The sequence below is a fragment of the Pseudomonas sp. XP1 genome (assembly GCF_053557675.1).
Window position 1 is genome coordinate 99,404 of sequence record NZ_JBNRIJ010000010.1, and the last position, 24,132, is coordinate 123,535.

At 63.9% G+C, this 24,132-nt stretch carries 20 protein-coding genes; 6 read left to right on the top strand and 14 right to left on the bottom strand.

What is annotated here, in order from left to right; genetic code table 11:
* Window positions 1-82 precede the first annotated feature (82 nt).
* The 3 genes from ACK1U9_RS11825 to zwf are packed head-to-tail and all read right to left on the bottom strand — an operon-like array spanning window position 83 to window position 2,950.
* Complete coding sequence (locus tag ACK1U9_RS11825) at window positions 83-763, bottom strand: bifunctional 4-hydroxy-2-oxoglutarate aldolase/2-dehydro-3-deoxy-phosphogluconate aldolase (protein WP_025337874.1); 681 nt, start codon at window positions 761-763, stop codon at window positions 83-85.
* Window positions 764-780: 17 nt separating this feature from the next.
* Window positions 781-1,494 carry a 6-phosphogluconolactonase gene (gene pgl / locus ACK1U9_RS11830; RefSeq protein ID WP_108480192.1) on the bottom strand — a complete coding sequence of 238 codons (714 nt, stop codon included), beginning with the start codon at window positions 1,492-1,494 and terminating at the stop codon, window positions 781-783.
* The gene (gene zwf / locus ACK1U9_RS11835; RefSeq protein WP_108480193.1) at window positions 1,481-2,950 is read right to left on the bottom strand and encodes a glucose-6-phosphate dehydrogenase; all 1,470 of its coding nucleotides are present in this window, start codon (window positions 2,948-2,950) and stop codon (window positions 1,481-1,483) included. Before zwf ends, pgl begins: the two co-directional genes overlap by 14 nt.
* A 211-nt stretch (window positions 2,951-3,161) precedes the next feature.
* Here zwf and hexR point away from each other — a divergent pair, with 211 nt between their 5' ends.
* Window positions 3,162-4,025: a DNA-binding transcriptional regulator HexR gene (gene hexR / locus ACK1U9_RS11840; protein WP_169774905.1), complete on the top strand. Its 864-nt coding sequence runs from the start codon at window positions 3,162-3,164 to the stop codon at window positions 4,023-4,025.
* On the opposite strand, the gene ACK1U9_RS11845 is transcribed toward hexR, so the two are convergent.
* From ACK1U9_RS11845 to edd, 11 genes are all read right to left on the bottom strand, one after another.
* A complete protein-coding gene (locus tag ACK1U9_RS11845) occupies window positions 4,018-4,872 on the bottom strand; it encodes a D-hexose-6-phosphate mutarotase (protein ID WP_046617125.1) in 855 nt (284 codons plus the stop codon). The two genes, hexR and ACK1U9_RS11845, sit on opposite strands and share 8 nt — an antisense overlap.
* 116 nt (window positions 4,873-4,988) lie before the next feature.
* Complete coding sequence (locus ACK1U9_RS11850; RefSeq protein ID WP_230384892.1) at window positions 4,989-6,281, bottom strand: carbohydrate porin; 1,293 nt, start codon at window positions 6,279-6,281, stop codon at window positions 4,989-4,991.
* A 101-nt stretch (window positions 6,282-6,382) separates the two neighbouring features.
* The gene (locus ACK1U9_RS11855) at window positions 6,383-7,537 is read right to left on the bottom strand and encodes an ABC transporter ATP-binding protein (RefSeq protein WP_085600578.1); all 1,155 of its coding nucleotides are present in this window, start codon (window positions 7,535-7,537) and stop codon (window positions 6,383-6,385) included.
* Window positions 7,538-7,540: 3 nt separating this feature from the next.
* Entirely contained in the window at window positions 7,541-8,386 is an 846-nt protein-coding gene (locus tag ACK1U9_RS11860; protein WP_046617128.1) for a carbohydrate ABC transporter permease, read from the bottom strand.
* Complete coding sequence (locus ACK1U9_RS11865; protein WP_025337868.1) at window positions 8,379-9,287, bottom strand: carbohydrate ABC transporter permease; 909 nt, start codon at window positions 9,285-9,287, stop codon at window positions 8,379-8,381. Before ACK1U9_RS11865 ends, ACK1U9_RS11860 begins: the two co-directional genes overlap by 8 nt.
* A gap of 180 nt (window positions 9,288-9,467) precedes the next feature.
* Window positions 9,468-10,754: an ABC transporter substrate-binding protein gene (locus tag ACK1U9_RS11870; RefSeq protein WP_046617130.1), complete on the bottom strand. Its 1,287-nt coding sequence runs from the start codon at window positions 10,752-10,754 to the stop codon at window positions 9,468-9,470.
* Between the two features lie 104 nt (window positions 10,755-10,858).
* Window positions 10,859-12,109 (bottom strand): D-mannose isomerase, encoded by a 1,251-nt coding sequence (locus ACK1U9_RS11875; protein ID WP_085600582.1) that lies wholly within the window; start codon window positions 12,107-12,109, stop codon window positions 10,859-10,861.
* A gap of 240 nt (window positions 12,110-12,349) precedes the next feature.
* Window positions 12,350-13,804, bottom strand: coding sequence for an ATP-binding protein (locus ACK1U9_RS11880; RefSeq protein ID WP_108480959.1), 1,455 nt, complete (start codon window positions 13,802-13,804; stop codon window positions 12,350-12,352).
* Entirely contained in the window at window positions 13,785-14,510 is a 726-nt protein-coding gene (gene gltR / locus ACK1U9_RS11885) for a two-component system response regulator GltR (RefSeq protein WP_108480958.1), read from the bottom strand. The genes ACK1U9_RS11880 and gltR overlap by 20 nt, the downstream gene beginning before the upstream one ends.
* 179 nt (window positions 14,511-14,689) lie before the next feature.
* Entirely contained in the window at window positions 14,690-15,649 is a 960-nt protein-coding gene (locus tag ACK1U9_RS11890; RefSeq protein WP_153670691.1) for a glucokinase, read from the bottom strand.
* Window positions 15,646-17,472, bottom strand: a complete 1,827-nt coding sequence (edd, locus tag ACK1U9_RS11895) for a phosphogluconate dehydratase (RefSeq protein ID WP_046616960.1) — start codon at window positions 17,470-17,472, stop codon at window positions 15,646-15,648. The genes ACK1U9_RS11890 and edd overlap by 4 nt, the downstream gene beginning before the upstream one ends.
* 265 nt (window positions 17,473-17,737) lie before the next feature.
* Between edd and gap the strand changes: the two genes are divergently transcribed.
* The 5 genes from gap (at window position 17,738) to ACK1U9_RS11920 (ending at window position 24,079) form a co-directional block, all read left to right on the top strand.
* Window positions 17,738-18,739, top strand: coding sequence for a type I glyceraldehyde-3-phosphate dehydrogenase (gene gap, locus ACK1U9_RS11900; RefSeq protein ID WP_003257961.1), 1,002 nt, complete (start codon window positions 17,738-17,740; stop codon window positions 18,737-18,739).
* 198 nt (window positions 18,740-18,937) lie between these two features.
* Window positions 18,938-19,450, top strand: a complete 513-nt coding sequence (locus tag ACK1U9_RS11905; protein WP_025337861.1) for an RNA polymerase sigma factor — start codon at window positions 18,938-18,940, stop codon at window positions 19,448-19,450.
* A 70-nt stretch (window positions 19,451-19,520) separates the two neighbouring features.
* Window positions 19,521-20,474, top strand: a complete 954-nt coding sequence (locus ACK1U9_RS11910) for a FecR family protein (RefSeq protein WP_085600589.1) — start codon at window positions 19,521-19,523, stop codon at window positions 20,472-20,474.
* A gap of 185 nt (window positions 20,475-20,659) precedes the next feature.
* A complete protein-coding gene (locus tag ACK1U9_RS11915; RefSeq protein ID WP_108480957.1) occupies window positions 20,660-23,263 on the top strand; it encodes a TonB-dependent receptor in 2,604 nt (867 codons plus the stop codon).
* 222 nt (window positions 23,264-23,485) lie between these two features.
* Window positions 23,486-24,079: a biliverdin-producing heme oxygenase gene (locus tag ACK1U9_RS11920; RefSeq protein WP_046616964.1), complete on the top strand. Its 594-nt coding sequence runs from the start codon at window positions 23,486-23,488 to the stop codon at window positions 24,077-24,079.
* Window positions 24,080-24,132 lie beyond the last annotated feature (53 nt).

Genomic DNA, 24,132 nt, shown 5'->3' on the forward strand with positions numbered 1-24,132 from the left:
CGGTACAGGCGCTGCAAGATCTCCAGGCAAAAAAAAGGGGCGCCGACCAAGCGCCCCACAAGCCGTAAAGCACACAACAAATTCAGTTGGCGTCCAGCAGCGCCATCGCTTCCGCACTGCACGCTTCGATCCGCGCCCAGTCGCCGTTCTTGATCCAGCTGCTGTCTAGCATCCAGGTGCCACCCACGCACATCACATTGGGCAGCGCCATGTAGTTGCGCACATTGGCCGGGTTCACACCGCCCGTTGGGCAGAAACGAATATCGCCGAACGGGCCGCCAAAGGCCTTGATCGCCGCCACGCCGCCGCTGATCTCCGCCGGGAACAGCTTGAAGCGGCGGTAGCCCAGGGCGTAGCCCATCATGATTTCTGACGGCGTGCTGATGCCTGGCAGCAGCGGGATCTCGCTGTCCACACCAGCTTCGAGAATGTCCTGGGTAATGCCTGGCGTAACGACGAATTGCGCACCCGCAGCTTCAACGGCGGCGAACATGCCGCGATCGAGCACGGTGCCGGCACCGACACAAAGCTCCGGGCGCTGCTCGCGCAACACCTGGATGGCCTTCAGGCCATATTGCGAGCGCAAGGTCACTTCCAGGGTACGGATACCGCCGGCGGCCAGGGCATCAGCCAGGGGCAGGATATCTTCCTCACGGGCGATGGTGATCACCGGCAGAATGCGCGCCTTTTCGCAAATGGCGTCGATCCGTGCGGCTTTGTCGGCCATCGAGAGCTTGGGCTGTGGGCGTTCGAGGGTGGTCATGACTGTGGATCCTTGGCTCATGGGCACCAGTAGATGTCCAGGGGGTCGTGAAGAAAAGCGCGAATCGGCATTTCGGTAAGGTCGTTGCCAGCCAGCGCGGCGCGCAGGGTAGCGAGTTTGCCCTGCCCTTGTATGGACAGCGCGGTAAAGGCGGAGCTGGCCAGCAGCGAACGGGTCATCGACAGGCGCTGGTGCGGTACGCTCGGTGCCAGCAAGGGCAGGCAGCGGCGAGGGTTGGCCAGGTCGAGGCCGGCCTCCAGGTTGGGGCTGGCGGGGAAAAGCGAGGCGGTATGGCCATCATCCCCCATGCCCAGCACCAGCACGTCGATCGGCGGCAGCTCGGCCAGGACCTCATCGGCCCTGCCCGCGGCGGCATCAAGGTTCTCTGCCTGCTGGTAAAGGCCAACGAAGCGGGCCTTGGCCGCCGCGCCCTTGAACAAGTGGCGGGCCAGCAGGCCGGCGTTGCTGTCGGCGTGCTCCACCGGCACCCAGCGCTCGTCGGCCAGGCTGACGGTGACCTTGGCCCAGTCGAGGTTTTCGCTGGCCAGCTTCTCGAGGAACGGCACCGGGCTGCGGCCGCCGGACAGCACCACGCAGGCCTGGCCCTTGGCAGCAATGGCCGCGCGCAGGCGCACGGCCACGTCATGGGCCTGGGTTGCGGCCAGAGCCTTGGCATCCGCCAGCTCGTGTACCTTCACAGCCGCTGGCAGTTTCAGTTCAGATATCCCCATACCACGCCCTCCCATCGCGTGTGATCAGTGCAATCGAGCTCATCGGCCCCCAGGAGCCTGCCGCGTATGGCTTGGGCGCATCGCCCGCGTTACGCCAGCCGGCGATCAGCTGGTCGCACCACTTCCAGGCATACTCGATTTCGTCCTTGCGCACGAACAGGTTCTGGTTACCGCGCATCACTTCGAGCAACAGCCGCTCGTAGGCATCCGGAATCCTTGCACTGCGCCAGGTATCGGAGAAATTCAGCTGCAACGGGCCGCTGCGCAGTTGCATGCCTTTGTCCAGGCCCTGCTCCTTGGTCATTACCCGCAAAGAGATGCCTTCGTCCGGTTGCAGGCGGATGATCAGCTTGTTACCGATCTGCAAACGCTGTTCCGGGGCGAAGATGTAGTGCGGCGTTTCCTTGAAGTGGATGACGATCTGCGACAGCTTCTGCGGCATGCGCTTGCCGGTACGCAGGTAGAACGGCACCCCAGACCAGCGCCAGTTGCGAATGTCGGCACGCAGGGCGACGAAGGTTTCGGTATCGCTCTGGGCGTTGGCGTTGTCTTCCTCCAGGTAACCAGGCACCGGCTTGCCATCGCTGTAGCCGGCGATGTACTGGCCGCGCACCACACGGGTGCTCAGCCCTTCACCGGTGATCGGTGCCAGGGCCTTGAGTACCTTGACCTTCTCGTCACGGATGGCATCGGCCGACAGTTCGCTGGGCGGGTCCATGGCGATCAGGCACAGCAGCTGCAGCAGGTGGTTCTGGATCATGTCGCGCAGCTGGCCGGCCTTGTCGAAGTAGCCCCAGCGGCCTTCGATACCAACCTTCTCGGCGACCGTGATCTCCACATGGGAGATGGAATTCTGGTTCCACTGGGTTTCGAACAGGCTGTTGGCGAAACGCAGGGCGATCAGGTTCTGCACCGTTTCCTTGCCCAGATAGTGGTCGATGCGATAGACCCGGCTCTCAGGGAAGAACCGCGCCACGGCATCGTTGACCCGGCGCGACGACTCCAGGTCGTGGCCAATGGGCTTCTCCAGCACCACTCGGGTGCGTGCGGCCAGCCCGACCTTGTCGAGGTTTTCGCAGATGGCCCCATACACCGCCGCAGCGGTGGCGAAGTAGGCGATCAGCGGCAGCTCGGCCGGCAATTGCTCAGCTAAGGCCTGGTAGCCCTCGGGCTGGAGAAAGTCCAGGTGCTGGTAACTCAGCCTGGCGAGGAAGCGGCCCAGCGCGGCGGGCTCGATATCGGCCTCGGGTACATGCCGGCGCAGGTGCGCTTCGATGCTGTCCAGGTGGCCCTGCGAGCTACCGGCCTCGCGGGCCAGCGCCAGCAGGCGGGTTTCCGGGTGCAACAGGTTGGCCCGGTCGAGCTGGTAGAGCGCAGGAAACAGCTTGCGCAATGCCAGGTCGCCGAGGGCGCCAAACAGGGCAAAGGTGCAAGGTTCGACACTGATCGCAGCCATGATGTTGGTTCTTTCCTAAAGTTGGTCTAGGAATACCGCTTTCACATACGGTTTTCAAGGGATAATGTAGTAAAAACCACAACATTACACGCAAGTGTTACAGACAAGTGGTACGTCAACCGCGCCGACAGTACGATAGACGACCGTGCAAAAAGCCTGCTGCTCCCACAGCCGGCTGTCTTCCCGACCCAAGGACACACCCATGGACCGCGTGCGAAACCTCCTGGAACAAATCCAGGGCCGCCTCGACGAGCTGAACAAGGCCGAACGCAAAGTCGCCGAAGTCATCCTGCTCAACCCGCAACAAGCAACCCGTTTCAGCATCGCTGCGCTGGCTCAGGCGGCCAAGGTCAGCGAACCTACCGTCAACCGCTTCTGCCGCTCGTTCGGCGTCAGCGGCTACCCCGAGCTCAAGCTGCAGCTGGCGCAGAGCCTGGCCAGCGGCGCCGCCTACGTCAGCCGCGCGGTGGAGGCTGACGATGACCCGGCCGCCTACACCCAGAAGATCTTCGCCAGTGCCATCGCCTCGCTCGACAGCGCCTGCCAGCAACTCGACCCGCAGCAGGTCAGCCGTGCCGTGGACATGATGATCCAGGCCCGGCAGATCCACTTCTTCGGCCTGGGCGCCTCTGCCCCGGTGGCGCTGGACGCCCAGCACAAGTTCTTCCGCTTCAACCTGGCAGTGTCGGCCCACGCCGACGTGCTGATGCAGCGCATGCTGGCCTCGGTGGCGCACACCGGCGACCTGTTCGTGATCATTTCCTACACCGGACGAACCCGCGAACTGGTCGAGGTGGCCCGCCTGGCCCGGGAAAACGGCGCCTCGGTGCTGGGCCTGACCGCTGCCGGTTCGCCACTAGCCAATGCCTGCAGCCTTAGCCTGCACATTCCGCTGCCGGAAGACACCGACATCTACATGCCGATGACCTCACGGATCATCCAGCTGACCGTGCTCGATGTGCTGGCTACCGGCATGACCCTGCGGCGCGGCGTGGATTTCCAGCCGCACCTGCGCAAGATCAAGGAAAGCCTCAACGCCAGCCGCTATCCGATCGAGGACGACGAGCTCAACTGAGCCGGTGCGCCTGCAGGCGCAGGTGGGCACGCTGCCCCGGCGCCAGGCTCAAGCCCTCGCCGCTGCCGCTGGCGGCCTCGACACAGATGAAACGCTGGCATTCGCGCCCGGTCACGCCCATCAACGGGCGATTGCCTGGGTGCCAGACCACCGTGTCGTCGCTGTCACCGGTATCGATGCAAAGTTCGCGCTGCCAGGCCGGGTCCTGCAATTGCACCCGCGGCGTGCCGGGGTAGACCTTCTGGCAGCCGCCCTTGAGTTTCAGCGCGCCATCTTCACGGCAGGCCTGACGGTTCAGGCGGTCGTAGCCTTCGATATCCTCGAGCCCGGACAGCGCTATCTCGGACACGTCACTGATGCGCCAGTAGGCCAGCAGGGCATGGCTCAGCTGGCAGGGTTCGCTGTCCTGGTGCTCGGTGCTAAGGCTCAGCTCCATGCGGCTACCCAGCCGGGCATGCAGGTCGACCTGCCAGTCGCACAGGTCCAGCCGCCATTTCAGGGTTACCCCCTCCTCGTCCTCGCGGCTGTCCACCAGCTTCCAGTCGAGCAGCCGCGCCCAGCCATGGGCCGGCCACAAGTCCTCGCTGGGGTGGCGGCCATACCATGGCCAGCACACCGGCACACCACCGCGGATCGCCCCCACCTGGGGCCACTGCTCGGCGCACCACAGCCAGGGCCGTTCACCCGCTGGTTGAAAATGCAGCAGTTGCGCACCCTGGCGGCTGAACACCGCCTGGCAACGGGGATGGTCGATGATCAGCACATCGCGCTGCTGGTAACGCTCCCACTCGAATGTCGGCCGGGGCCGCTGCGAGGTAAAGAAGCGATGGAGCGGATGTTCGGGCATGGTTCAGAGCTCTTGTTGTTTGAGATAGCGCTGTCTCGGCCTATCCCCGACAACCACTGGAGGCCAGTGGGTGCCGGGTACCGAAGTGGATTGGCGTAAATTTACAACAATTGCTCTCAGAATGACGACTGAATCTTCAATCCCGCGACCAGCGCGTTGTCCACCTCATCGACCCCGCCGGGGCTCTTGATGTACTGCAGGTTGGGCCGCACGGTCAGCCAGTTGGTGACGTGGAAGCCGTAGTAGAGCTCGGCGTTGTACTCGGTACGCTGCAGCGGCACGAAGCCTGGGTTGTCGTAATCGCTGATGCCGCTCTGGGCGTTGAGCAGTTCGGCGCGTTTCTTCACGTCGTCGTTCACATGAATGCGCGCCACGCCGAAGCCGATGTCGTCCTTGGGCCGGGCGTCGAAGGCGCCTTTGTAGACCAACCCCAGCTGCTGGTAGTTGTCGACCACGTTGGTGGCCTGGTCGTGCACGGTGAAGTTGGCGAACAGGCTCAGGCCACGGTTCACGTCGCCGCCATGGGCGGTGACCTGCTGCTGCGCCACCACCCACCAGCCATGCTTGCTGGAGTGCGACTTGAAGGCTTCGCCCGTCAGCGCCTGCGGGTTGCCGTTGACGTCATCGAACACATCGTCGGCCTTGGCCGTGCTGTAGTAGTAACCCAGGCGGTACTCGCCCGGCAGGCCGTTGACCTTGGGTGACCACACCGCTTCCACCGGCAGGATCGCACCCTTCGTACCGCTGCCGCTGAGCTTGAAGCCGTTTCCGGTTTCCAGGTTGGAAGGGTTCTGCTCGAAGGCGCCGACCTGGACGAAGAATTCCGGGGTGATGTTGTATTTCACCCGCAGCGCCCACTGGCTGACCGGCCAGTTGTACCAGATGCCGCCGACCCAGTTGCCCACCTGCGAGCCGCAGAAAGCCAGGTTCTGGAAGTCGCAGGGGAAGCTGTTGAAGTCCTCGCCCTCGCCGAAGCGGCCAAATTTGACGTCCAGTGCGCCGTCGAAGTACTTCTGCTTGACCCACATCTGGGTCAGCCGCCAGGTCTGGCCACGGCCCCACACTTCCTGCACCGAGCTGAACTGCCCGGCGCGCGGATCGCTGATACGGTCGTTGGACAGGTTGCGGCCGCTGCGCTCGGTGATCGCCAGCTTGAACTCGGCGTCGTGCCAGCCGAAGATTTTCTGCAGGTCCAGGTGCGCACCGAGGGCAAACTGGTCGCTATAGCGCGCGGTCTTGTCGTCGTTGTAGCCGCCGTGCAAGTTGCCAGCCGCCTCACCGACATAATCAAGGGTGAAGTCATAGCCCTTTTCCAGCAGCTCGGTGCGGGTGCCGCCCCAGTCGCCGGTCATCCACTTCGATTCGCTGGAAAAAGCCTCGGCAGCCTGCGCGCCGCTGCCAGCGGCCATCGCCAGCGGTGCGAGCAAGGCGAGCGAACCTAATGTCCTGATGCGTTTGCGCTGTTCCATCCCTTTGCGTCCTCTTGTTCTTATTTGACGGTGTAGACGAGTTATCGGCCTTTGAAGTGCGCCACATTGTCCTTCATGGCCGTGGCAGTAGTGGCCAGGTGCAGGCGCTCACCGCTGGCAGCGTCGAACAGCAGCACCCGGGCCGGGTCGAATTGCAGGTTCAGGCTGTCGCCGACCCGGCACGCCACATCCGGCGCCAGGCGGCAGCAGACCTTGGTCTGGTTCAGGGTGACGAACACCAGCAGGTCCGGCCCGGTGGGCTCGGTCACCTGCACCTCGGCGCGAATGCCGGGCAGGCCATTGCCCTCGGCTGCACCCAGGGCAATCTGCTCGGGGCGGATGCCCAGGATGATCTCGCGGCCATCCAGCTCGTCAGCGGCTACCCCCAGAGGCAGTTCGCAACGCGCCTGGCCGCTGTCGAGCAAGGCCAGCAGGCGCCCGTCCTGTTGAGTGAGGCGCACCGGGATGAAGTTCATCGGTGGCGAACCGATGAAGCTGGCGACGAACTGGTTGGCCGGATCGTTGTAGATCTGCTGCGGGGTGCCGAACTGCTGGATGATGCCGTCCTTCATCACCGCCACCTTGTCGCCCAGGGTCATGGCCTCGATCTGGTCATGGGTGACGTACACGGTGGTGGTCTTGAGGCGCTGGTGCATCAATTTCATTTCGGTACGCATCTCGACGCGCAGCTTGGCATCGAGGTTGGACAGCGGTTCATCGAACAGGTAGATCTTCGGCCGCCGCGCCAGCGCCCGGCCCATGGCCACGCGCTGCTGCTGGCCACCGGACAGCTGCGCCGGCTTGCGCGCCAGCAAGTGCTCGATCTGCAACAGCTTGGCCACCCTCGCCACTTCTTCGTCGATGGCGGCCTGGGGCAGCTTGCGGATCTTCAGGCCGAACTCGATGTTCTCGCGCACGCTCATGGTCGGGTACAGCGCGTAGGACTGGAACACCATGGCGATGTCGCGGTCCTTGGGGCTCATGCCGCTGACGTCCTGCTGGTCGATGAGAATCGCACCGCCGGTGATCTGCTCCAGCCCGGCGATGCAGTTCATCAAGGTCGACTTACCGCAGCCCGACGGGCCGACCAGGATCAGGAACTCGCCATCCTTGATCGACAGCTGGATGTCCTTGAGGGTGTCCGGCAAGCCGCTGCCGTAGGTCTTGTTCACATTGCGAAGTTCGAGCGTTGCCATGACTTACCCCTTTACCGCGCCAGCAGTCAGCCCGCGGACGAAATATTTGCCTGCCACCACATAGACCAGCAGGGTTGGCAGGCCGGCGATCATCGCCGCTGCCATGTCGACGTTGTATTCCTTGGCCCCGGTGCTGGTGTTGACCAGGTTGTTCAGGGCCACGGTAATCGGTTGCGAATCGCCGCTGGAGAACACCACGCCGAACAGAAAGTCGTTCCATATCTGGGTGAACTGCCAGATCAGGCAGACCATGATGATTGGCGTGGACATCGGCAGGATGATGCGGCGGAAAATGGTGAAGAACCCGGCACCGTCCAGGCGCGCAGCCTTGACCAGCGCATCGGGGATGCTCACGTAGAAGTTGCGGAAGAACAGCGTTGTGAAGGCCAGGCCGTAGACCACGTGCACCAGTACCAGGCCGGTGGTGGTGCTGGCCAGGCCAAGCTTGCCGAGGGTGAACGAGGCCGGCAGCAGTACGGTCTGGAACGGCAGGAAGCAGCCGAACAGCAGCAGGCCGAAGAACAGCTGCGAACCGCGGAAGCGCCACATCGACAGCACATAGCCGTTCAGCGCGCCGATGGCGGTGGAGATGAGCACCGCTGGCACGGTGATCATGATCGAGTTCCAGAAATAACCGCTGACCGTGCCCCAGGCCTTGACCCAACCGATGCCGGTAATTACCGCCGGCCAGCTCAGCAGGTTGCCGGTGCTGATGTCTTCCGGGGTCTTGAAGCTGGTCAGCAGCATCACCACCAGCGGCACCAGGTACAGCAGCACCGCCAGTAACAGCACCGCGTGGATGGCGATGCGGCTCGGGCTCGGCACTGCTTTGTCGAGAGGGCTATGCATGGCGTTTGCTCCGCAACTCCGAGTACAGGTAAGGCACGAGGATCGCCAGGATCGCCCCGAGCATCAGGATGGCGCTGGCCGAGCCCATGCCCATCTGGCCGCGGCTGAAGGTGAATGAATACATGAACATCGCGGGCAGGTCGGACGAGTAGCCTGGGCCACCGGCAGTCATGGCCGCCACCAGGTCGAAGCTCTTGATGGCAATGTGCGCGAGGATCATCAGCGAACTGAAGAACACCGGGCGCAGGCTGGGCAGCACCACGCGCCAGTAGATTCGCGGCAGGCTGGCACCGTCGATCTGAGCGGCACGGATGATCGACGGGTCGACGCCACGCAGGCCGGCAAGGAACATCGCCATGATGAAGCCCGAGGCCTGCCACACGGCGGCGATCACCAGGCAGTACACAACCCGGTCTGGATCGATCAGCCAGTCAAGGCGAAAGCCCTCCCAGCCCCAGTCACGCAGCAGCTTGTCCAGGCCCATGCCGGGGTTGAGCAGCCACTTCCAGGCGGTGCCGGTGACGATCATCGACAGCGCCATGGGGTACAGGTAGATGGTGCGGATGAAACCTTCGCGACGGATGCGCTGGTCCAGCAGGACCGCCAGCACTACACCGATGACCAGGCTGATGGCGATGAACAGGCCGCCGAACAGCAGCAGGTTCTTGCTTGCCACCCACCAGCGATCGTTGTCGAACAGCCGGGCGTACTGCGCCAGGCCGGCCCATTTGTAGGTCGGCAGGAAGGTCGAGGTGGTGAAGGACAGGACGAAAGTCCAGAGGATGTAGCCGTAGAAGCCCACCAGAACGATGAACATGCTCGGCGCCAGCACCAGCTTGGGCAGCCAGCGCTGTAACGCGTCCAGGGGTGAGGCCCGCAGTTGGGCGGTTGCTGTGGTCATGGTTCACCTCAAAGGCGCCGCACTCCCCTGCAGGAGCGGCCTTGTGTCGCGATGGGCTGCGCAGCAGCCCCAACGGACTCAAGGTCGATACCTACCTGAAAGATCGAGTGCGCAGGTTATGGGGCTGCTGCGCAGCCCATCGCGACACAAGGCCGCTCCTACAACGGATTCGCGTCAGCCTTACTGGGCAGCCTTGATCGCCGCCGCCAGCTTCTTCGCCGCATCGGCCGGGTCGGCCTTGGGGTCGTTGATGTAGTTGGTCACCACATCGAAGAACGCGCCCTGCACGGCCAGCGTGGTGGCCATGTTGTGCGCCATGCTCGGCTGCAGGCCGCCATTTTTGGCATCGGCCAGGAAGTCCTTGGCGGAGGTCTGCGCGCAGACGTCGAAGTCATACTTGCCCATGTCGGCAAGCATGTCGTTGCGCACCGGGATCGACCCCTTGTTGCTGCTGAAGACCTTCTGGAAGTCCTCGCCCAGCACCTTGCGGGCAATATCCTGCTGCCCGGCAGACGTGCCGGCGTCGTTCTGCTTGAACACCACCAGCGAGTCGATGTTGTACAGGAACGCCTTGTCGGTGCCGGGGAATGGCACGCACTGGTAGTCCTTGCCGGCGGTTTTCTTCGCCAGGGTCCATTCGCTCTTGGCCCAGTCGCCCATGATCTGCATGCCGGCCTTGCCGTTTATGACCTTGGCCGCTTCCAGGTTCCAATCCTGGCCTTTGCCATCCGGGTCCATGTAGCTGGCGACCTTTTTCAGTTCGGTCAGCGCCTTGACCATCTGCGGGCCGGTCAGGGCTGTGCTGTCAAGGTCGACCAGGGCCTTCTTGTAGCCATCGGCCCCCATCACCGCCAGCACCACGCTTTCGAACACGGTGCTGTCCTGCCACGGCTGGCCGCCGTGGGCGAGCGGGATGAAGCCGGCGGCCTTGAGCTTGTCGGCAGCGGCGTAGAATTCGTCGAGGGTGGCTGGCGCCTTGTCGACGCCGGCCTTCTTGAAGACTTCGGGGTTGATCCACAGCCAGTTGATACGGTGGATGTTCACCGGTACGGCGACATAGTCACCGTCATACTTGACGGTATCGGCGACTTTCTTGTCGAGCAGTGAGTCCCACTTTTCTTTCTTGGCCACATCCTTGAGTACATCGGCGTCGAGCAGGCCGGTGGCCGCCCAGTCCTGGATGTCCGGGCCCTTGATCTGCGCGACACCCGGCGGGTTGCCGGCAACGGCGCGGCTCTTGAGCACGGTCATGGCGGTGGCACCACCACCACCGGCAACGGCACCGTCCTTCCAGGTGAAACCATCTTTTTCGACCTGGGCCTTGAGCACATCGACCGCCGCTTTTTCACCACCAGAGGTCCACCAGTGCACCACCTCGACACTGCCTTTGGATTCGGCAGCCAGGGCATTGAATGGAAGCAAGGAGGCCAGGGAGATGGCGGCAGCGAGACGGAGCGTGGAATTCATCGAAGCACCTTTCTTGTTGTTATGCCGTGCAAGTCGATCGCTTGCGTTGCATGAAGTCTAAACAGCGTGCTCGCCTCGCCAGGTAACGAAGCGATGCGTGAATGTCATCGTTTGGTTACATTGCCGGCCAAGCTGCTGGCCAGGCTGGGTGCCAGTGGCAAGCCCGGCAGCAGCAGCGCCTGGTAGGCATGGTAGAGGTCGGGCTTGCCTGGCCAGATGGTCGCGGCCGGCTGGTTGCGCGTATCGAGTTCGTGGTGCCAACTGCCAGCGCCATGGTCGATGAAATGGTTGACGATGAAGTCCCAGCAACGGCGGTACCACTGCTCGTAGTGCGCCTCGCCCGTGCGCTGCAACAGGGCCGCGGCGGCGGCGCAGGCTTCGGCATGCACCCAGTGCAGGCGTGCGCGCACCACCGGGCGATCGGCCCAGTCCAGGGTGTAGACAAAACCGGGCGCGCCATCGACGTTCCAGGCCTGCTGGCAGGCTGTATCGAACAATGCACGGGCACAGTCTGGCAGCCACTGCGGGGCATGCAGGCCGGCCTGTTCCAGGCTGGCTTCCAGATGCAACAGCAACCGCGCCCACTCCAAGGCATGCCCGGGGGTGGAGCCATAAGGCCGGAAGTGGTCTGCCGGGTACGCCTGGTTGTAGTGCGGCAGCGGCTGCCAGAGGGCGTCGAAATGCTCGATGACCCGGTAGCCGTTGGCGGCGGCATGGGTATGGATGATGCGTTCGGCGATGCGCAAGGCGCGTTGCAGCCACAGGTTGTCACCAGTTACGTCTGCCAGGGCCAGAAAGGCCTCGACCGCATGCATGTTGCTGTTGGCACCACGGTACTGCTCGGGCAACTGCCAGGCGCGGGAGAAGGCTTCCCGCAGGGCACCCTCCTCTTCGCTCCAGAAATGCGCTTCGAGCACCTGCACCGCGCCTGCCAGCAAGGCTGGTGCACCGCAAGCACCTGCCATCACCGCCGAGCTGGCGGCCAGGGCGACAAAGGCATGCAGGTAAGCCGCCTTGCCGCTGTCGTCATGGCCTCCGGGGTGGGCGAACCAGCCGCCGTAGGTGGCATCCTGCAGCGCGCCAAGCAGGGCGGCAACACCGTGTTCGGCATAGGGCAGGTAGCCAGGCAGGCCCTGCAGGTGGGCCAGGGCGAAACAGTGAGTCATGCGGGCGGTGATCAGGGTTTCGGCGCGGGCACCGGGGGCAAGCAGGCCTGCGGCGTCGAGGCTACCGAAGCCATCGGGCAGTTTCGAAGCCGTGGCGAAGGCCAGCAGGCGCTGCCCTTCGGCCATGCGCCAGGCGGTGTGGGCCGGGGCGTCGAGCCAGCGGGTGGAAGGCAGGTTGTAGGTGTTCATGGGCCAGCTAGATCCTTGCCAGTCGTCTGCGAATTCTAGTGAGCGGGCCTGGATGGGAATGTCACCAAGGAAGGTGGATTTGTCACCAGTAAGTGACATTTGTGCTGCCTGTGCCGACCCCTTCGCGGGTAAACCCGCCCCCACAAGTTTTTGCATTAGCCTCGGAGCCTGTATGGACCTGTGAGGTCTTTGTGGGAGCGGGTTTACCCGCGAAGGGGCCGGTACAGGCAATACAACCCTTCAGTCCATGCCCCGCGGCAGGTACAAGGTCACCCGCAACCCGCCCTCACGCAGGTTCAGCAAGCTCACCTCCCCGCCATGGCTATGGGCAATGTTGCGCGCAATCCCCAACCCCAGCCCGTACCCCTGCTGTTGCCCCGCCAGACGGAAGTGCGGCTCGAATACCTGCTCCAGCTGCTGCTGCGGCACCCCCGGCCCCTGGTCATCCACTTGCAGGACAAACCCCTCGGCACTGTCGATGATGCGCAGCCGCGCTCGCTCGCCGTACTTGATGGCGTTGTCGATCAGGTTGCCGATGCAGCGCCGCAACGCCAGCGGTTTGCCCGGGTATGGCGCCAGCGCCCGGCCTTCTAGCGTGATGCGGCCATCGCCCAGGTACGGCTCGGCCAGGATTTCCAGCACCTGGTTGAGGTCGACCGGCTCGATGTTCTCGTGGATGTCGGTGTCCTTCACGCACTGCAATGCACCTTTGACAAGTAGCTCCAGCTCGTCCAGGTCCTGGCTGAACTTGGCCTGCAGGCGCTCGTCCTCCAGCAGCTCGACGCGCAGGCGCAAGCGGGTGATCGGCGTGCGCAGGTCGTGGGAGATGGCACTGAACAGCTGGCTACGCTCGGTCAGGTAGCGGCTGATGCGCTCGCGCATGCTGTTGAATGCACGCCCCACCTCGACCACCTCGCTGCCACCACCTTCGGCCACCGGTGCCACATCGGCGCCCAGTGACATCTCTCGGGCAGCCCGCGCCAGGCGCTTGAGCGGCCAGCTTTGCCAGTGCACCAGCAAGCCGATGAACAGCAGCAGCAGGACCGTGGTCAACACGATGAAGCCAATCTGCTGGCGCGGCAGGCGCTCGGCCTCCAGGCTGGTGTAGGGCTCGGGCAGCAGCGAGGCGATGTACAGCCACTCACCCTCACCCAGGCGGATCTGGGTTACCAGCACCGGCGGGTTGAGTGGCTCGAGTGTCAGCGAGTAATGCGCCCAGGAGCGTGGCAGTTCGTCGAGCTTCAGGCCGCTGTTGAAGATACGCAGGTCGTCGGGCCCGACGAACTCGACGGAAATTTCCATCTGCGAACCCAGGCGCTCATGCAGCACCTGCTGGAACACATCGATCACCGCCTGCTTGCGCGGGGTAACGGGCAGTAGCGGCATGTCCAGCGGCTTGGCGTTGAGCGACACGAAAAAGCGTGTACCGCCCATGCTGCGCAACTGGTCGAGGACCATCGGCCGATAGGCCACTGGCAACGAGCGGAAGTAGCTGACGCTGGCACTCATCGAATGAGCCAGGCTGCTGGCGCTGGCACGCAGGCCCTGCAACTGACTGGCGCGCAGTTGGGCAACCCAGATGACGCTCGACAAACCCTGGGCAAGCAGCACCACCAGCAGGGTCAGCAACAGCATGCGCCCCAGTAGCGAACGCGGCAGCAGTCGCCAGCGCCGCTCAGGGCGCATTGCAGACATGGGCAGCCAACAGGTAGCCGCTGCCGCGTACGGTGCGGATCAGCCGGGGTGGTTTGTCGGTATCGCGCAGGCGCTGGCGCAGGCGGCTGACCGCCATGTCGACGATGCGGTCCAGCGGCATCGGCTCGCGACCACGAGTGGCGTTGCCGATGGTATCGCGGTCGAGGATCTGCTGTGGGTGGTCGAGGAACAGCTTGAGCAGGGCGAAGTCGGCGCCAGAGAGAATCACTTCCTCACCGTCGCGATGGAACAGGCGGTGGCTGACCGTGTCCAGGCGCCAGTCGTCGAAGGCCAGCACCGCACCGCCCGGCGCCGCCTGGCCGAACTCGGCGCGACGCAGCAGGGCCTTGATCCGCGCTTGCAGTTCGCGGGGGCTGAACGGCTTGCCCAGGTAGTCGTCGGCGCCCAACTCCAGGCCGATGACCCGGTCGGTTTCGTCGGAGCTGGCGGTGAGCATGATAATCGGTACCCGTGCCTGGCGCGGGTGCTGGCGTACCCAGCGGCACAGGCTGAAGCCGTCTTCATCGGGCAGCATGACATCGAGGATGACCAGGTCGCAGGGGGTGGATTCCAGCGCGCGGCGAAAGCCCTTGCCGTCGGCTTCGGCATGCACCTGGAAGCCGGAGCGGCTCAGGTAGGTTTGCAGCAGCTCGCGGATTTCCTGGTCGTCGTCGACCATCAGGATCGATTTGCCGGCAGTGCTCAAGGTAGTCCTTCCTCTTGTTGATTGCAGGTCTTTTTGCCTGCTGTCGGGTGTTGCTTTCTGGGGCTGCTTCGCAACCCATCGCCGGCAAGCCAGGCTCCCACAGTTATTGCACAGCCCTAGGCTTGAAGCGATCGGTATGGGAGCTGGCTTGCCGGCGATTGGGTCGCGCAGTGGCCTACCTATCCGTGATCCAGCGTCTGCTGCAAAGCCACCCCGGCCCCCAGCAACCCGGAAAACTCCGCCGTCACCAGCCAAACCGGTACGCCAGCGAAATAACCACTCATGCAGCCCTTGTCGGAAAAACTCGCGGCGAACCCGCTGCGCAGGAACAGCTCGGCAAACCGCGGGATCACGCCGCCGACAATATAGACCCCTCCCCGCGCGCCCAGCGTCAGAACATTGTTACCCGCCACTCGGCCAAGGAAACGGCAGAACTGTTCGATCACCGCCAGCGCCCGTGGTTCGCCGGCCAGCGCAGCATCGGTGATTTGCGCCGGGGTCTTGTGTCGGGGTATGTCAGCGTCCAGTTCACAGATTGCTTGGTACAGGCGCAGCAGACCACCGCCACTGAGCACGGTTTCGGCGCTGACGTGGCCGATCTGGGCGTGAATCTGTTGGTGAATCGCTGCTTCGCGGGCATTACCCACCGGCAGGTCGACGTGCCCGCCCTCGCCCGGCAAGGCACACCAACGTTCCCCCACTCGCAAGAGGGAGCCGACACCCAAACCGGTACCCGGACCGATGACCAACGCCGGACGCGCAAGATCGGCCTGGCCTGGACACACTTCGCGAAACTCGCCATCGCGCAGGCGGGTCATGCCCAGCGCCATGGCGGTGAAGTCATTGATCAGCAGCAGCTGCTCGATCTGCAGTCGCTGGCAGAATGCCAGACGGCTCAGGCGCCAATGGTTGTTGGTGAAACGGAACTCGTCGCCATTGACCGGCCCGGCCACCGCCAGGCAGGCAGCAGTCACGCCGCCGCGGGGAATGCCCAGGCCTTCAAGGTAAGCCTCGATGGCCTGTTCCGGGCTGGTGTAGTCCTCGGTGGCGAAGACCTTCACTTCATGCAGCTGGTTGTCACGCCACAACGCAAAACGGGCATTGGTGCCGCCGATGTCGCCAACCAGCAGGTCCTTCATTTGAGGTTCTCCAGGGCCGAGGTGAAGGCACTGGCGCCCTGCTCTGCCGGGCTGAACGCCATGCGCATGAAGCCGAACAGCTCGCGCCCGCAGCCCAGGTCGTTGCCCTGTGGCGCTGGCGGCAGATCGCGGCTGGCCAGTTCTTCGGCCGACACCATTACCCGCAGCGTGCCTTCGACACCATCGACCCGCACAATATCACCATCGCGCACTCGTGCCAGCGGGCCGCCGTCATAAGCCTCGGGGCAAACATGAATGGCCGCCGGGATCTTGCCCGAAGCACCGGACATGCGTCCGTCGGTAACCAGCGCCACCTTGAAGCCACGGTCCTGCAGCACGCCGAGGAACGGTGTGAGCTTGTGCAGCTCCGGCATGCCGTTGCAGCGCGGGCCCTGGAAGCGCACCACGGCGACGAAGTCACGCTCCAGCTCGCCTGCCTTGAACGCATCGGCCAGCGACTGCTGATCTTGGAACACTCGCGCTGGCGCCTCGACCACCTGGTGCTCAGGGGCGACAGCGGACACCTTCATCACGCCGCGGCCGAGGTTGCCCTCCATCACCCGCAGGCCGCCTTCGGCCGAGAACGGCCGCGCGACCGGGCGCAGGATGCTTTCGTCCAGGCTGTGCTGCGGCCCTTCGCGCCACACCAGCTTGCCGTTGTCGAGGAACGGCTCCTGGGTGTAGCGGCGCAGGCCATGGCCGGCCACTGTGTTGACATCTTCGTGCAGCAGCCCGGCATCGAGCAGCTCGCGGATAAGGAAGGCCATGCCGCCCGCGGCCTGGAAGTGATTGATGTCGGCCTTGCCGTTGGGGTAGACGTGGGACAAGGTCGGCACCACCTCGGACAGGTCGGCCATGTCCTGCCAGGTCAGCTGGATACCGGCGGCCTGGGCAATCGCCGGGATGTGCAGGGTATGGTTGGTCGAGCCGCCGGTGGCGTGCAGGGCGACGATGGAGTTGACCAGCGCCTTCTCGTCGACGATTTCACCCAGCGGCATGAAGTTGCCGCTGGCTTTGGTCATGCGCGTGACCTGCTGCGCGGCCTCGGCGGTGAGCGCGTCGCGCAGCGGTGTGTACGGGTTGACGAACGAGGCGCCCGGAAGGTGCAGGCCCATCACTTCCATCACCAGCTGGTTGGTGTTGGCAGTGCCGTAGAAGGTACAGGTGCCAGGGCTGTGGTAGGACTTCATCTCCGAATCCAGCAGCTCTTCGCGGCTGGCCTTGCCTTCGGCATAACGCTGGCGCACGTCGGCCTTCTGCTTGTTGGAAATGCCAGAGACCATCGGCCCGCCCGGAACGAAGATGGTCGGCAGGTGCCCGAAGCGCAGCGCCCCCATCATCAGGCCAGGGACGATCTTGTCGCAGATGCCCAGCATCAGCGCGGCGTCGAACATGTTGTGCGACAGGGCCACGGCGGTGGACATGGCGATCACTTCGCGGCTGGCGATGGCCAGCTCCATGCCCGGCTCGCCCTGAGTCACGCCATCGCACATGGCCGGCACGCCACCGGCGAACTGGCCGACCGAACCGACATCGCGCAGGGCCTGCTTGATCTGCTCGGGGAAGTGCTGGTAGGGCTGGTGCGCCGAAAGCATGTCGTTGTAGGCCGAGACGATGGCCACGTTGGCCGCGTTCATCAGGCGCAGGGTCTGCTTGTCGTCGCTGCCGCAACCAGCCACGCCATGGGCGAAGTTGGCGCACTGCAGGCTGGCACGCATGGGGCCGTCACTGGCCGCGCCGCGAATCAGTTGCAGGTAGCGTTCGCGGGTGGCACGGCTACGTTCGACCAGCCGCTGGGTGACCTCAAGGATGCGCGGATGCATGTACTGGACTCCAGGCTAATTGTAAGGGCGGTTTACCGGGCATTTCCCCTCCAAACGATTGCGGCCTAGGCTCAAGGTAGAGGAGCCCGCTGCATCGGTGGAGGCACGTCGCCCAACCACTCGTTGTATGTTTAAACAAAATACTGCCACTAAAAAGGCTTGTTTTCTATCGGCAGGTGAATAATCTTGTAATTCCAACAACAAAACCGTTTCAGTGAAGCTCCTTTGTGCCACAGGTTTCACTCGGACTGCCAGAGGTACTGCCATGACCCTACGCATCGCCATCAATGGATTCGGCCGCATCGGGCGCAACGTCCTGCGCGCACTGTATACCCAAGGCTACCGCCAGGACCTGCAGGTCGTCGCCATCAACGACCTGGGCGACAGCGCCATGAATGCCCACCTGCTCAAGTACGACAGCGTGCACGGCACCTTCGACGCCAGCGTCGAGGCCGACCACGAAAGCCTCACGGTCAATGGTGACCGCATCGCGGTCAGCGCCATCCGCAACCCGGCCGAACTGCCCTGGAAGGCCGAAGCGATCGACGTGGTGTTCGAATGCACCGGGCTGTTCACCGAGCGCGCCAAGGCCGCCGCGCACCTGGCTGCGGGGGCTGGCAAGGTGATCGTCTCGGCACCGGCCAAAGGCGCCGATGCCACCGTGGTGTACGGGGTCAACCACGACATCCTGCGGGCCTCGCACCAGATCATTTCCAATGCCTCCTGCACCACCAACTGCCTGGCACCGATTGCCCAGGTGCTGCACCGCGAGTTCGGCATCGAACAGGGACTGATGACCACCATCCATGCCTACACCAACGACCAGGTGCTGACCGATGTGTACCACGGCGACCCGTACCGTGCGCGCTCGGCGACCCAGTCGATGATCCCGAGCAAGACCGGCGCCGCCGAGGCCGTGGGCCTGGTGCTGCCGGAGCTGGCCGGCAAGCTGACCGGCATGGCGGTAAGGGTACCGGTGATCAACGTGTCGCTGGTGGACCTCACAGTCAACCTCAAGCGCGAGGCCACGGCTGAGCAGGTCAACCAGTTGTTCCTCGAGGCCAGCAAGCACTCCAGGGTATTGGGCTACAACGCCTTGCCGCTGGTTTCCTGCGATTTCAACCACAACCCGCTGTCGTCGATCTTCGATGCCAACCATACCCGGGCCAACGGGCGCATGCTCAAGGTGCTGGCCTGGTATGACAACGAGTGGGGGTTCTCCAACCGCATGCTGGATAACTGCCTGGCGTTGTGCCGCGCCGGCTGAGCATGACACGGCATTTTTACCGCCTGAGAGATCGAGCGCCGCCCGCGCGGCGCTCGATCTCACAGGCGCTGATAATGCCGCAGCGAGCGCCTCTGCGCCCAATACTCACAATCTTTACCCTTTCCTAACATTTCCAGGCTTGACCTTCGAGGAGGATGATAAGCATTATCATTAACCTTTCGTCGGCCAGGTCCCCCCGTGAGTCAGTCCCGGTTCAACTCTGTCTTCCTCGTCCAGCGCCTTACCCTGCTGCGCACCTTGCAGCGCATGGTGGGCAACCCCAACACGGCCGAGGACCTTTTGCAGGAAACCTACCTGCGGGTGTCCCGCGCCCTCGGTGAACGGCCCATCGAACACATCGAACCGTTCGTGTTCCAGACCGCACGCAACCTGGCCCTCGACCACCTGCGCGCGCGCCGAGTGCAATCGCGCATGCTGGTCGACGACGTGCCCGACGAGGTCCTGCACAGCGTGGCCGCGCCGGCCACCAGCAGCGAGGATGCGGCCCATGCCGAGCAGCTACTCAAGCACCTGAGCATCAGCCTCAACCAACTGAGCGAACGCCAGCAGCGCATCTTCATCCTCAGCCGCCTGCATGGCGCCACCTACCTGGAAATCGCCGAACAACTGAATGTTTCGCCCAGCACGGTACAGAAGGAACTGAAACTGATCATGGCGATCTGCATGGGGGTCGCCGACCGCCTCAAGTGAGGCAACGCAAAGCCCTTGCCACGCCCCGCCTCAGCCTTGATCATTCGCAAAAACCATTCAAGGATTCACCGTGACCGACAGCCCCCCTCGCCCGTCACCCGCCGGGCCCAGTGCTCGTGCCATGGACGAGGCGCTGGACTGGCTGGTACGCCTGCAATGCGCCGACGCCAAGGACACCCAGGCCTTCGAAGCCTGGCTGAGCGCAGCGCCGGAAAATGCCGAGGCCTATGTCGAGGCAGAAGCCCTGTGGAACGGCGCACCGCTGCACCAGGCGGCCGTGCAGATGCATCAGCAACAGCGCCGCTCGTGGCGCGGGCGCCTGCGCAGCCACTGGAAACCCCTGGCCACGGCGGCGCTGCTGCTGGTCGGGCTGTTCACCCTGGGCAACTTGCCCATGCGCCTGCAGGCCGACCACTTGACGGTGGTGGGCGAGCGCCAGCGCCTGCAGCTGGAAGACGGCGTGAAAGTGCTGCTCAACACCAATTCGGCATTTGCCAGCGAGCAGCGTGACGGCCACCAGATCGCCCGCCTGCTACAGGGCGAGGCTTATTTCCAGGTCCCCGAGGGCGCGCTGCTGCCACTGGAAGTGCAGGCCGGGCCATTGCGCGCGCAGGTGCGCGACACCGACTTTGCCGTGCGCTACCTCGATGGCGAGGCACAGGTGCGGGTGCAGCGCGGCGATGTCGACCTGCAGGGGGCCCGCGACCAGCGCATTCGCCTGAGCGCCGGCGACAGCATCAGCGTCGGCCCCCAGGGGTTCGGCCAGCGCCAGCGCCCCGACATGCACAAGGACCTGGCCTGGGTCGACGGCCGCCTGGTGTTCGAGAATTGCCCGCTGAGCCAGGTGCTGGCCGAGGTGCAGCGCTACTACCCAGGCTGGATCATCAACCGCAATGCGCAGCTGGAAGACATGGCAGTCACCGGCAACTACCGCCTCGACCAGCCGCTGCAAACCCTGCGCGCGCTGGCCCACATCACCTCGGCACAGCTGCATGAGTACCCGGCGCTGGTCATCCTGAACTGATCCGCAAATCTGAAACTCGACACGCTCCCATAGAAATCGCGATACAGATCGCCAGACCGCAATCCAACTTTTTTTACGCAGTCACGCTACCCCGCCCGTCTCGTTATAGCCAATGCAACTGATTCTCGTTTGAAAACGAGTACAGCCATCACCTATAACAGCCCGCGCGTCAGGGAGCGCTTCCGATGTCCACAGGTCCTACCCGCCCCTCCACCCTTCCTCGCCACAGAGGGCAACTGTCCCTCCTGAGCCTTTCCCTACTGAACCTTGCCCTGCTCGCCAGCGGTGCCATAAGCCTGCCGGCACTGGCCACCGAAACGGCACAGGCCAGCAGCCCGCGCATGGGCGACTACCGCTTCAGCATCGGCCAGCAGCCGCTGGTTTCGGCCATCAATGCTTTCAGCCAGGTCACCGGCTGGCAGGTCGGCTTCAGCGCCGAACTGGCCGACGGCGTGGCATCGCCAGGGGTGCAGGGTTCGCTACCCCCGGAAGCCGCGCTCAAGCGCCTGCTACACGGCACCGGCCTGGGCTTTCGCAAGATCAGCAGTGGCAATGTGGTACTCGAACGCCAGGCCAGCGCCAACGTGATTGCCCTGCAACAAGTGACCGTCAGCGCCACCCGCAGCGCCCAGGACGTCAGCCAGGTGCCGAGCACCGTCAGCGTGCAGACACGCGAGCAACTCGACCGGCAGAACGTCAACAACATCCAGGACCTGGTGCGCTACGAACCGGGCGTGTCGGTAGCTGGCACCGGCCAGCGCAGCGGCCTGAACGGCTACAACATCCGTGGCATCGACGGCGAGCGCATCCTCACCCAGGTCGATGGCGTGTCGATCCCCGACAGCTTCTTCTTCGGCCCCTACGCCCAGACCCAGCGCAACTACGTGGACCCGGAGATCGTCAAGCGTGTGGAAATCCTCCGCGGCCCGGCTTCGGTGCTGTACGGCAGCAACGCCATCGGCGGGGCAGTGAGCTACTTCACCCTCGACCCGGACGACATCATCAAGCCGGGCAAGGACGCAGGCGCCCGCCTGAAGACTGGCTATAGCTCGGCCGACGAGAGCTGGCTGACCTCCGCCACCGTCGCCGGCCGCCAGGGCGACTTCGACGGCCTGTTGCACCTGAGCCAGCGCAACGGCCACGAAACCGAGACCCACGGTGGCCACAGCGGTGACGGCCTGGCCCGTACCGAAGCCAACCCGATGGATGTGCGCACCACCAACGTGCTGGCCAAGCTGGGCTGGAACTACGCCGACGACGCGCGCCTGGGCTTCACCTACGAACACTACAAGGATGACCGCGACCAGAACATCCTCAGTGCGGTGGGCGGGCCCTTCATTCCTGGCCTGGGTGCCTCGGGTTACTACAAGGCGCGTAATGGCAACGACACCATCACCCGCGAACGCTTTGGCATCAACCATGAGTTCGGCCTGGATTCGCTGGTCGCCGACCATGTGAAGTGGAGCCTGAACTACCAGATCGCCAAGACCGACCAGCACACCGAGGAGGTCTACGCACCACCTGGCCGTCAGGTACTGCGTACCCGCGACACCCTCTACAAGGACCGCCAATGGGTATTCGATGCCCAGCTGGACAAGGCTTTCAGCCTCGGCGCCACCGACCACCTGCTGACCTACGGCACCACCCTCAAGCACGAGAAGGTCACCGGTTCGCGCAGCGGCACCGGCACCTGCCTGGCCGTTGGTTCAGGTTGTTCCGCCGCTGGCGCCGAGCGCCCGGCAGACGGCCAGGCGCTGGTCAGTGACTTCCCGGACCCGACCGTGAACACCTACAGCCTGTTCGTACAGGATGAAATCCGCTGGAACAACTGGACCTTCCTGCCTGGCGCTCGTTACGACTACACGCGCATGAAGCCCAGGTTCACCGAGGAATTCCTGCGTGGCCTGGAGTCCTCCGGTACCGTGCCCACCTCCCAGGACGATTCGGACAAGAAGTGGCACCGTATCTCGCCCAAGTTCGGCCTGACCTACGCCTTCAACGACAACTACACCTGGTATGGCCAGTACGCCGAAGGTTTCCGCACCCCGACCGCCAAAGCCATGTACGGGAAGTTCGAGAACATCGAGCAAGGCTACCGCGTAGAAGGCAACCCGGGCCTCGAACCCGAAAAGAGCAAAAGCTATGAAACCGGCCTGCGTGGCAACTTCGACGCAGGTAATTTCGACGTGGCGGTGTTCTACAACAAGTACCGCGACTTCATCGACGAAGATGCCGTACAAAGCGCCAACCTGGAGCAGACCTTCAAGGCCAACAACATCAAGCACGCCACCATCAAGGGTGCCGAGGTCAAGGGCCGCCTGAACCTAAACCACTTCGGTGCGCCGCAGGGCCTGTATACCCAGGGCTCGATCGCCTACACCTATGGCCGTAATGATGACACCGGCGAGCCACTGAACAGCGTCAACCCGCTCAAGGGCGTGTTCGGCCTGGGTTACGAACAACAGCACTACGGCGGCCTGCTGAGCTGGACACTGGTCAAGCGCAAGACCCGCGTCGACGACAGTACCTTCTACTCGCCCGACGGCTCGAGTTCCAAGTTCCGCACCCCAGGCTATGGGGTGCTGGACCTGACCGGTTACTACAAGGTTACCGACGATGTGACCATCAACGCCGGCCTGTACAATCTCACCGACAAGAAGTACTGGCAGTGGGATTCGGTACGCAGCTACGACGGCCAGGGTGAAGCGGCCGTGACCCAGCCGGCCAACATCGACCGCCTGACCATGCCGGGGCGCAACTTCGGCATCAATGTGGTCTGGGATATCTGACCTGAATTATCGCTGACAGGCTTGTTTCGTCAGTGCCGGCCTCTTCGCGGGTAAACCCGCTCCCACAGGGGCATCGCAGGCCCGAGGTTTGCGCAATACCTGTGGGAGCCGGTTCACCCGCGAAGAGGCCATTACTACCAGCACAAATACCGGCTTTTTTTACTGTTCCATCCCCACTGGTTCGTCTTGTCTCTAGACGCCCTTTTTTCCAAGGAATGCCCTATGACCGACCGCCCAGCCCTGCGCTCCCAGCGCCTGAAACAGATCACCCACACCCCTCATGCCGAACTGGATGCACTGGTCAGTTCCCACGCCCCTTTCGACAGCCGCGAAAGCTTCGCCCGCTTCGTGGCCGCCCAGTACTTGTTCCAGGCCGAGCTGCAGGCTCTGTACAACGACCCGCAACTGATCGCCATCGTCCCCGACCTGGCCGAGCGCTGCCGTGCCGAACAGGCCCGCCTGGACCTCGCCGACCTCGACACCGCAGTACCGCCAGCCGTGCCGGGGGCCCTGCGCAACCCGAGCCTGGGCGAGGCAATGGGCTGGATCTTCGTCTCCGAAGGCTCCAAACTGGGCGCTGCGTTTCTGATCAAGCGTGCCGTGGCCCTGGGACTGTCCGACAACTTCGGTGCTCGACACCTGGGTGAACCGGCCGGCGGCCGTGCTGAAGGCTGGAAGCAGTTCACCCGCATTCTGGATGGCCTGGCCCTGTCCACCGAAGAGGACACCGCTGCCGAACGCGGCGCAGTTGCTGCCTTCGAGCGCTTCACCGAACTGCTCAAGCACGCCTACGCTGCGGATGCCGCGCTGGTTTGACACACCGTATCCGGCCACCCTACCGGTGGCCGAACCGCTTTATGCAATGAGAC

Excerpts from the sequence above, each read along its gene's own strand:
- ACK1U9_RS11855 (WP_085600578.1), bottom strand. The coding sequence starts at position 7,537 with ATGGCAACGCTCGAACTTCGCAATGTGAACAAGACCTACGGCAGCGGC.
- ACK1U9_RS11875 (WP_085600582.1), bottom strand. The coding sequence starts at position 12,109 with ATGAACACCTACAACCTGCCTTCCACCCGCTGGCTCGACGCCCCGGCC.
- ACK1U9_RS11825 (WP_025337874.1), bottom strand. The coding sequence starts at position 763 with ATGACCACCCTCGAACGCCCACAGCCCAAGCTCTCGATGGCCGACAAA.
- ACK1U9_RS11865 (WP_025337868.1), bottom strand. The coding sequence starts at position 9,287 with ATGACCACAGCAACCGCCCAACTGCGGGCCTCACCCCTGGACGCGTTA.
- gap (WP_003257961.1), top strand. The coding sequence starts at position 17,738 with ATGACCCTACGCATCGCCATCAATGGATTCGGCCGCATCGGGCGCAAC.
- ACK1U9_RS11890 (WP_153670691.1), bottom strand. The coding sequence starts at position 15,649 with ATGAAGGACCTGCTGGTTGGCGACATCGGCGGCACCAATGCCCGTTTT.
- ACK1U9_RS11870 (WP_046617130.1), bottom strand. The coding sequence starts at position 10,754 with ATGAATTCCACGCTCCGTCTCGCTGCCGCCATCTCCCTGGCCTCCTTG.
- pgl (WP_108480192.1), bottom strand. The coding sequence starts at position 1,494 with ATGGGGATATCTGAACTGAAACTGCCAGCGGCTGTGAAGGTACACGAG.
- ACK1U9_RS11845 (WP_046617125.1), bottom strand. The coding sequence starts at position 4,872 with ATGCCCGAACATCCGCTCCATCGCTTCTTTACCTCGCAGCGGCCCCGG.
- ACK1U9_RS11850 (WP_230384892.1), bottom strand. The coding sequence starts at position 6,281 with ATGGCCGCTGGCAGCGGCGCGCAGGCTGCCGAGGCTTTTTCCAGCGAA.
- zwf (WP_108480193.1), bottom strand. The coding sequence starts at position 2,950 with ATGGCTGCGATCAGTGTCGAACCTTGCACCTTTGCCCTGTTTGGCGCC.
- ACK1U9_RS11915 (WP_108480957.1), top strand. The coding sequence starts at position 20,660 with ATGTCCACAGGTCCTACCCGCCCCTCCACCCTTCCTCGCCACAGAGGG.
- ACK1U9_RS11880 (WP_108480959.1), bottom strand. The coding sequence starts at position 13,804 with ATGTCTGCAATGCGCCCTGAGCGGCGCTGGCGACTGCTGCCGCGTTCG.
- ACK1U9_RS11860 (WP_046617128.1), bottom strand. The coding sequence starts at position 8,386 with ATGCATAGCCCTCTCGACAAAGCAGTGCCGAGCCCGAGCCGCATCGCC.
- ACK1U9_RS11920 (WP_046616964.1), top strand. The coding sequence starts at position 23,486 with ATGACCGACCGCCCAGCCCTGCGCTCCCAGCGCCTGAAACAGATCACC.
- edd (WP_046616960.1), bottom strand. The coding sequence starts at position 17,472 with ATGCATCCGCGCATCCTTGAGGTCACCCAGCGGCTGGTCGAACGTAGC.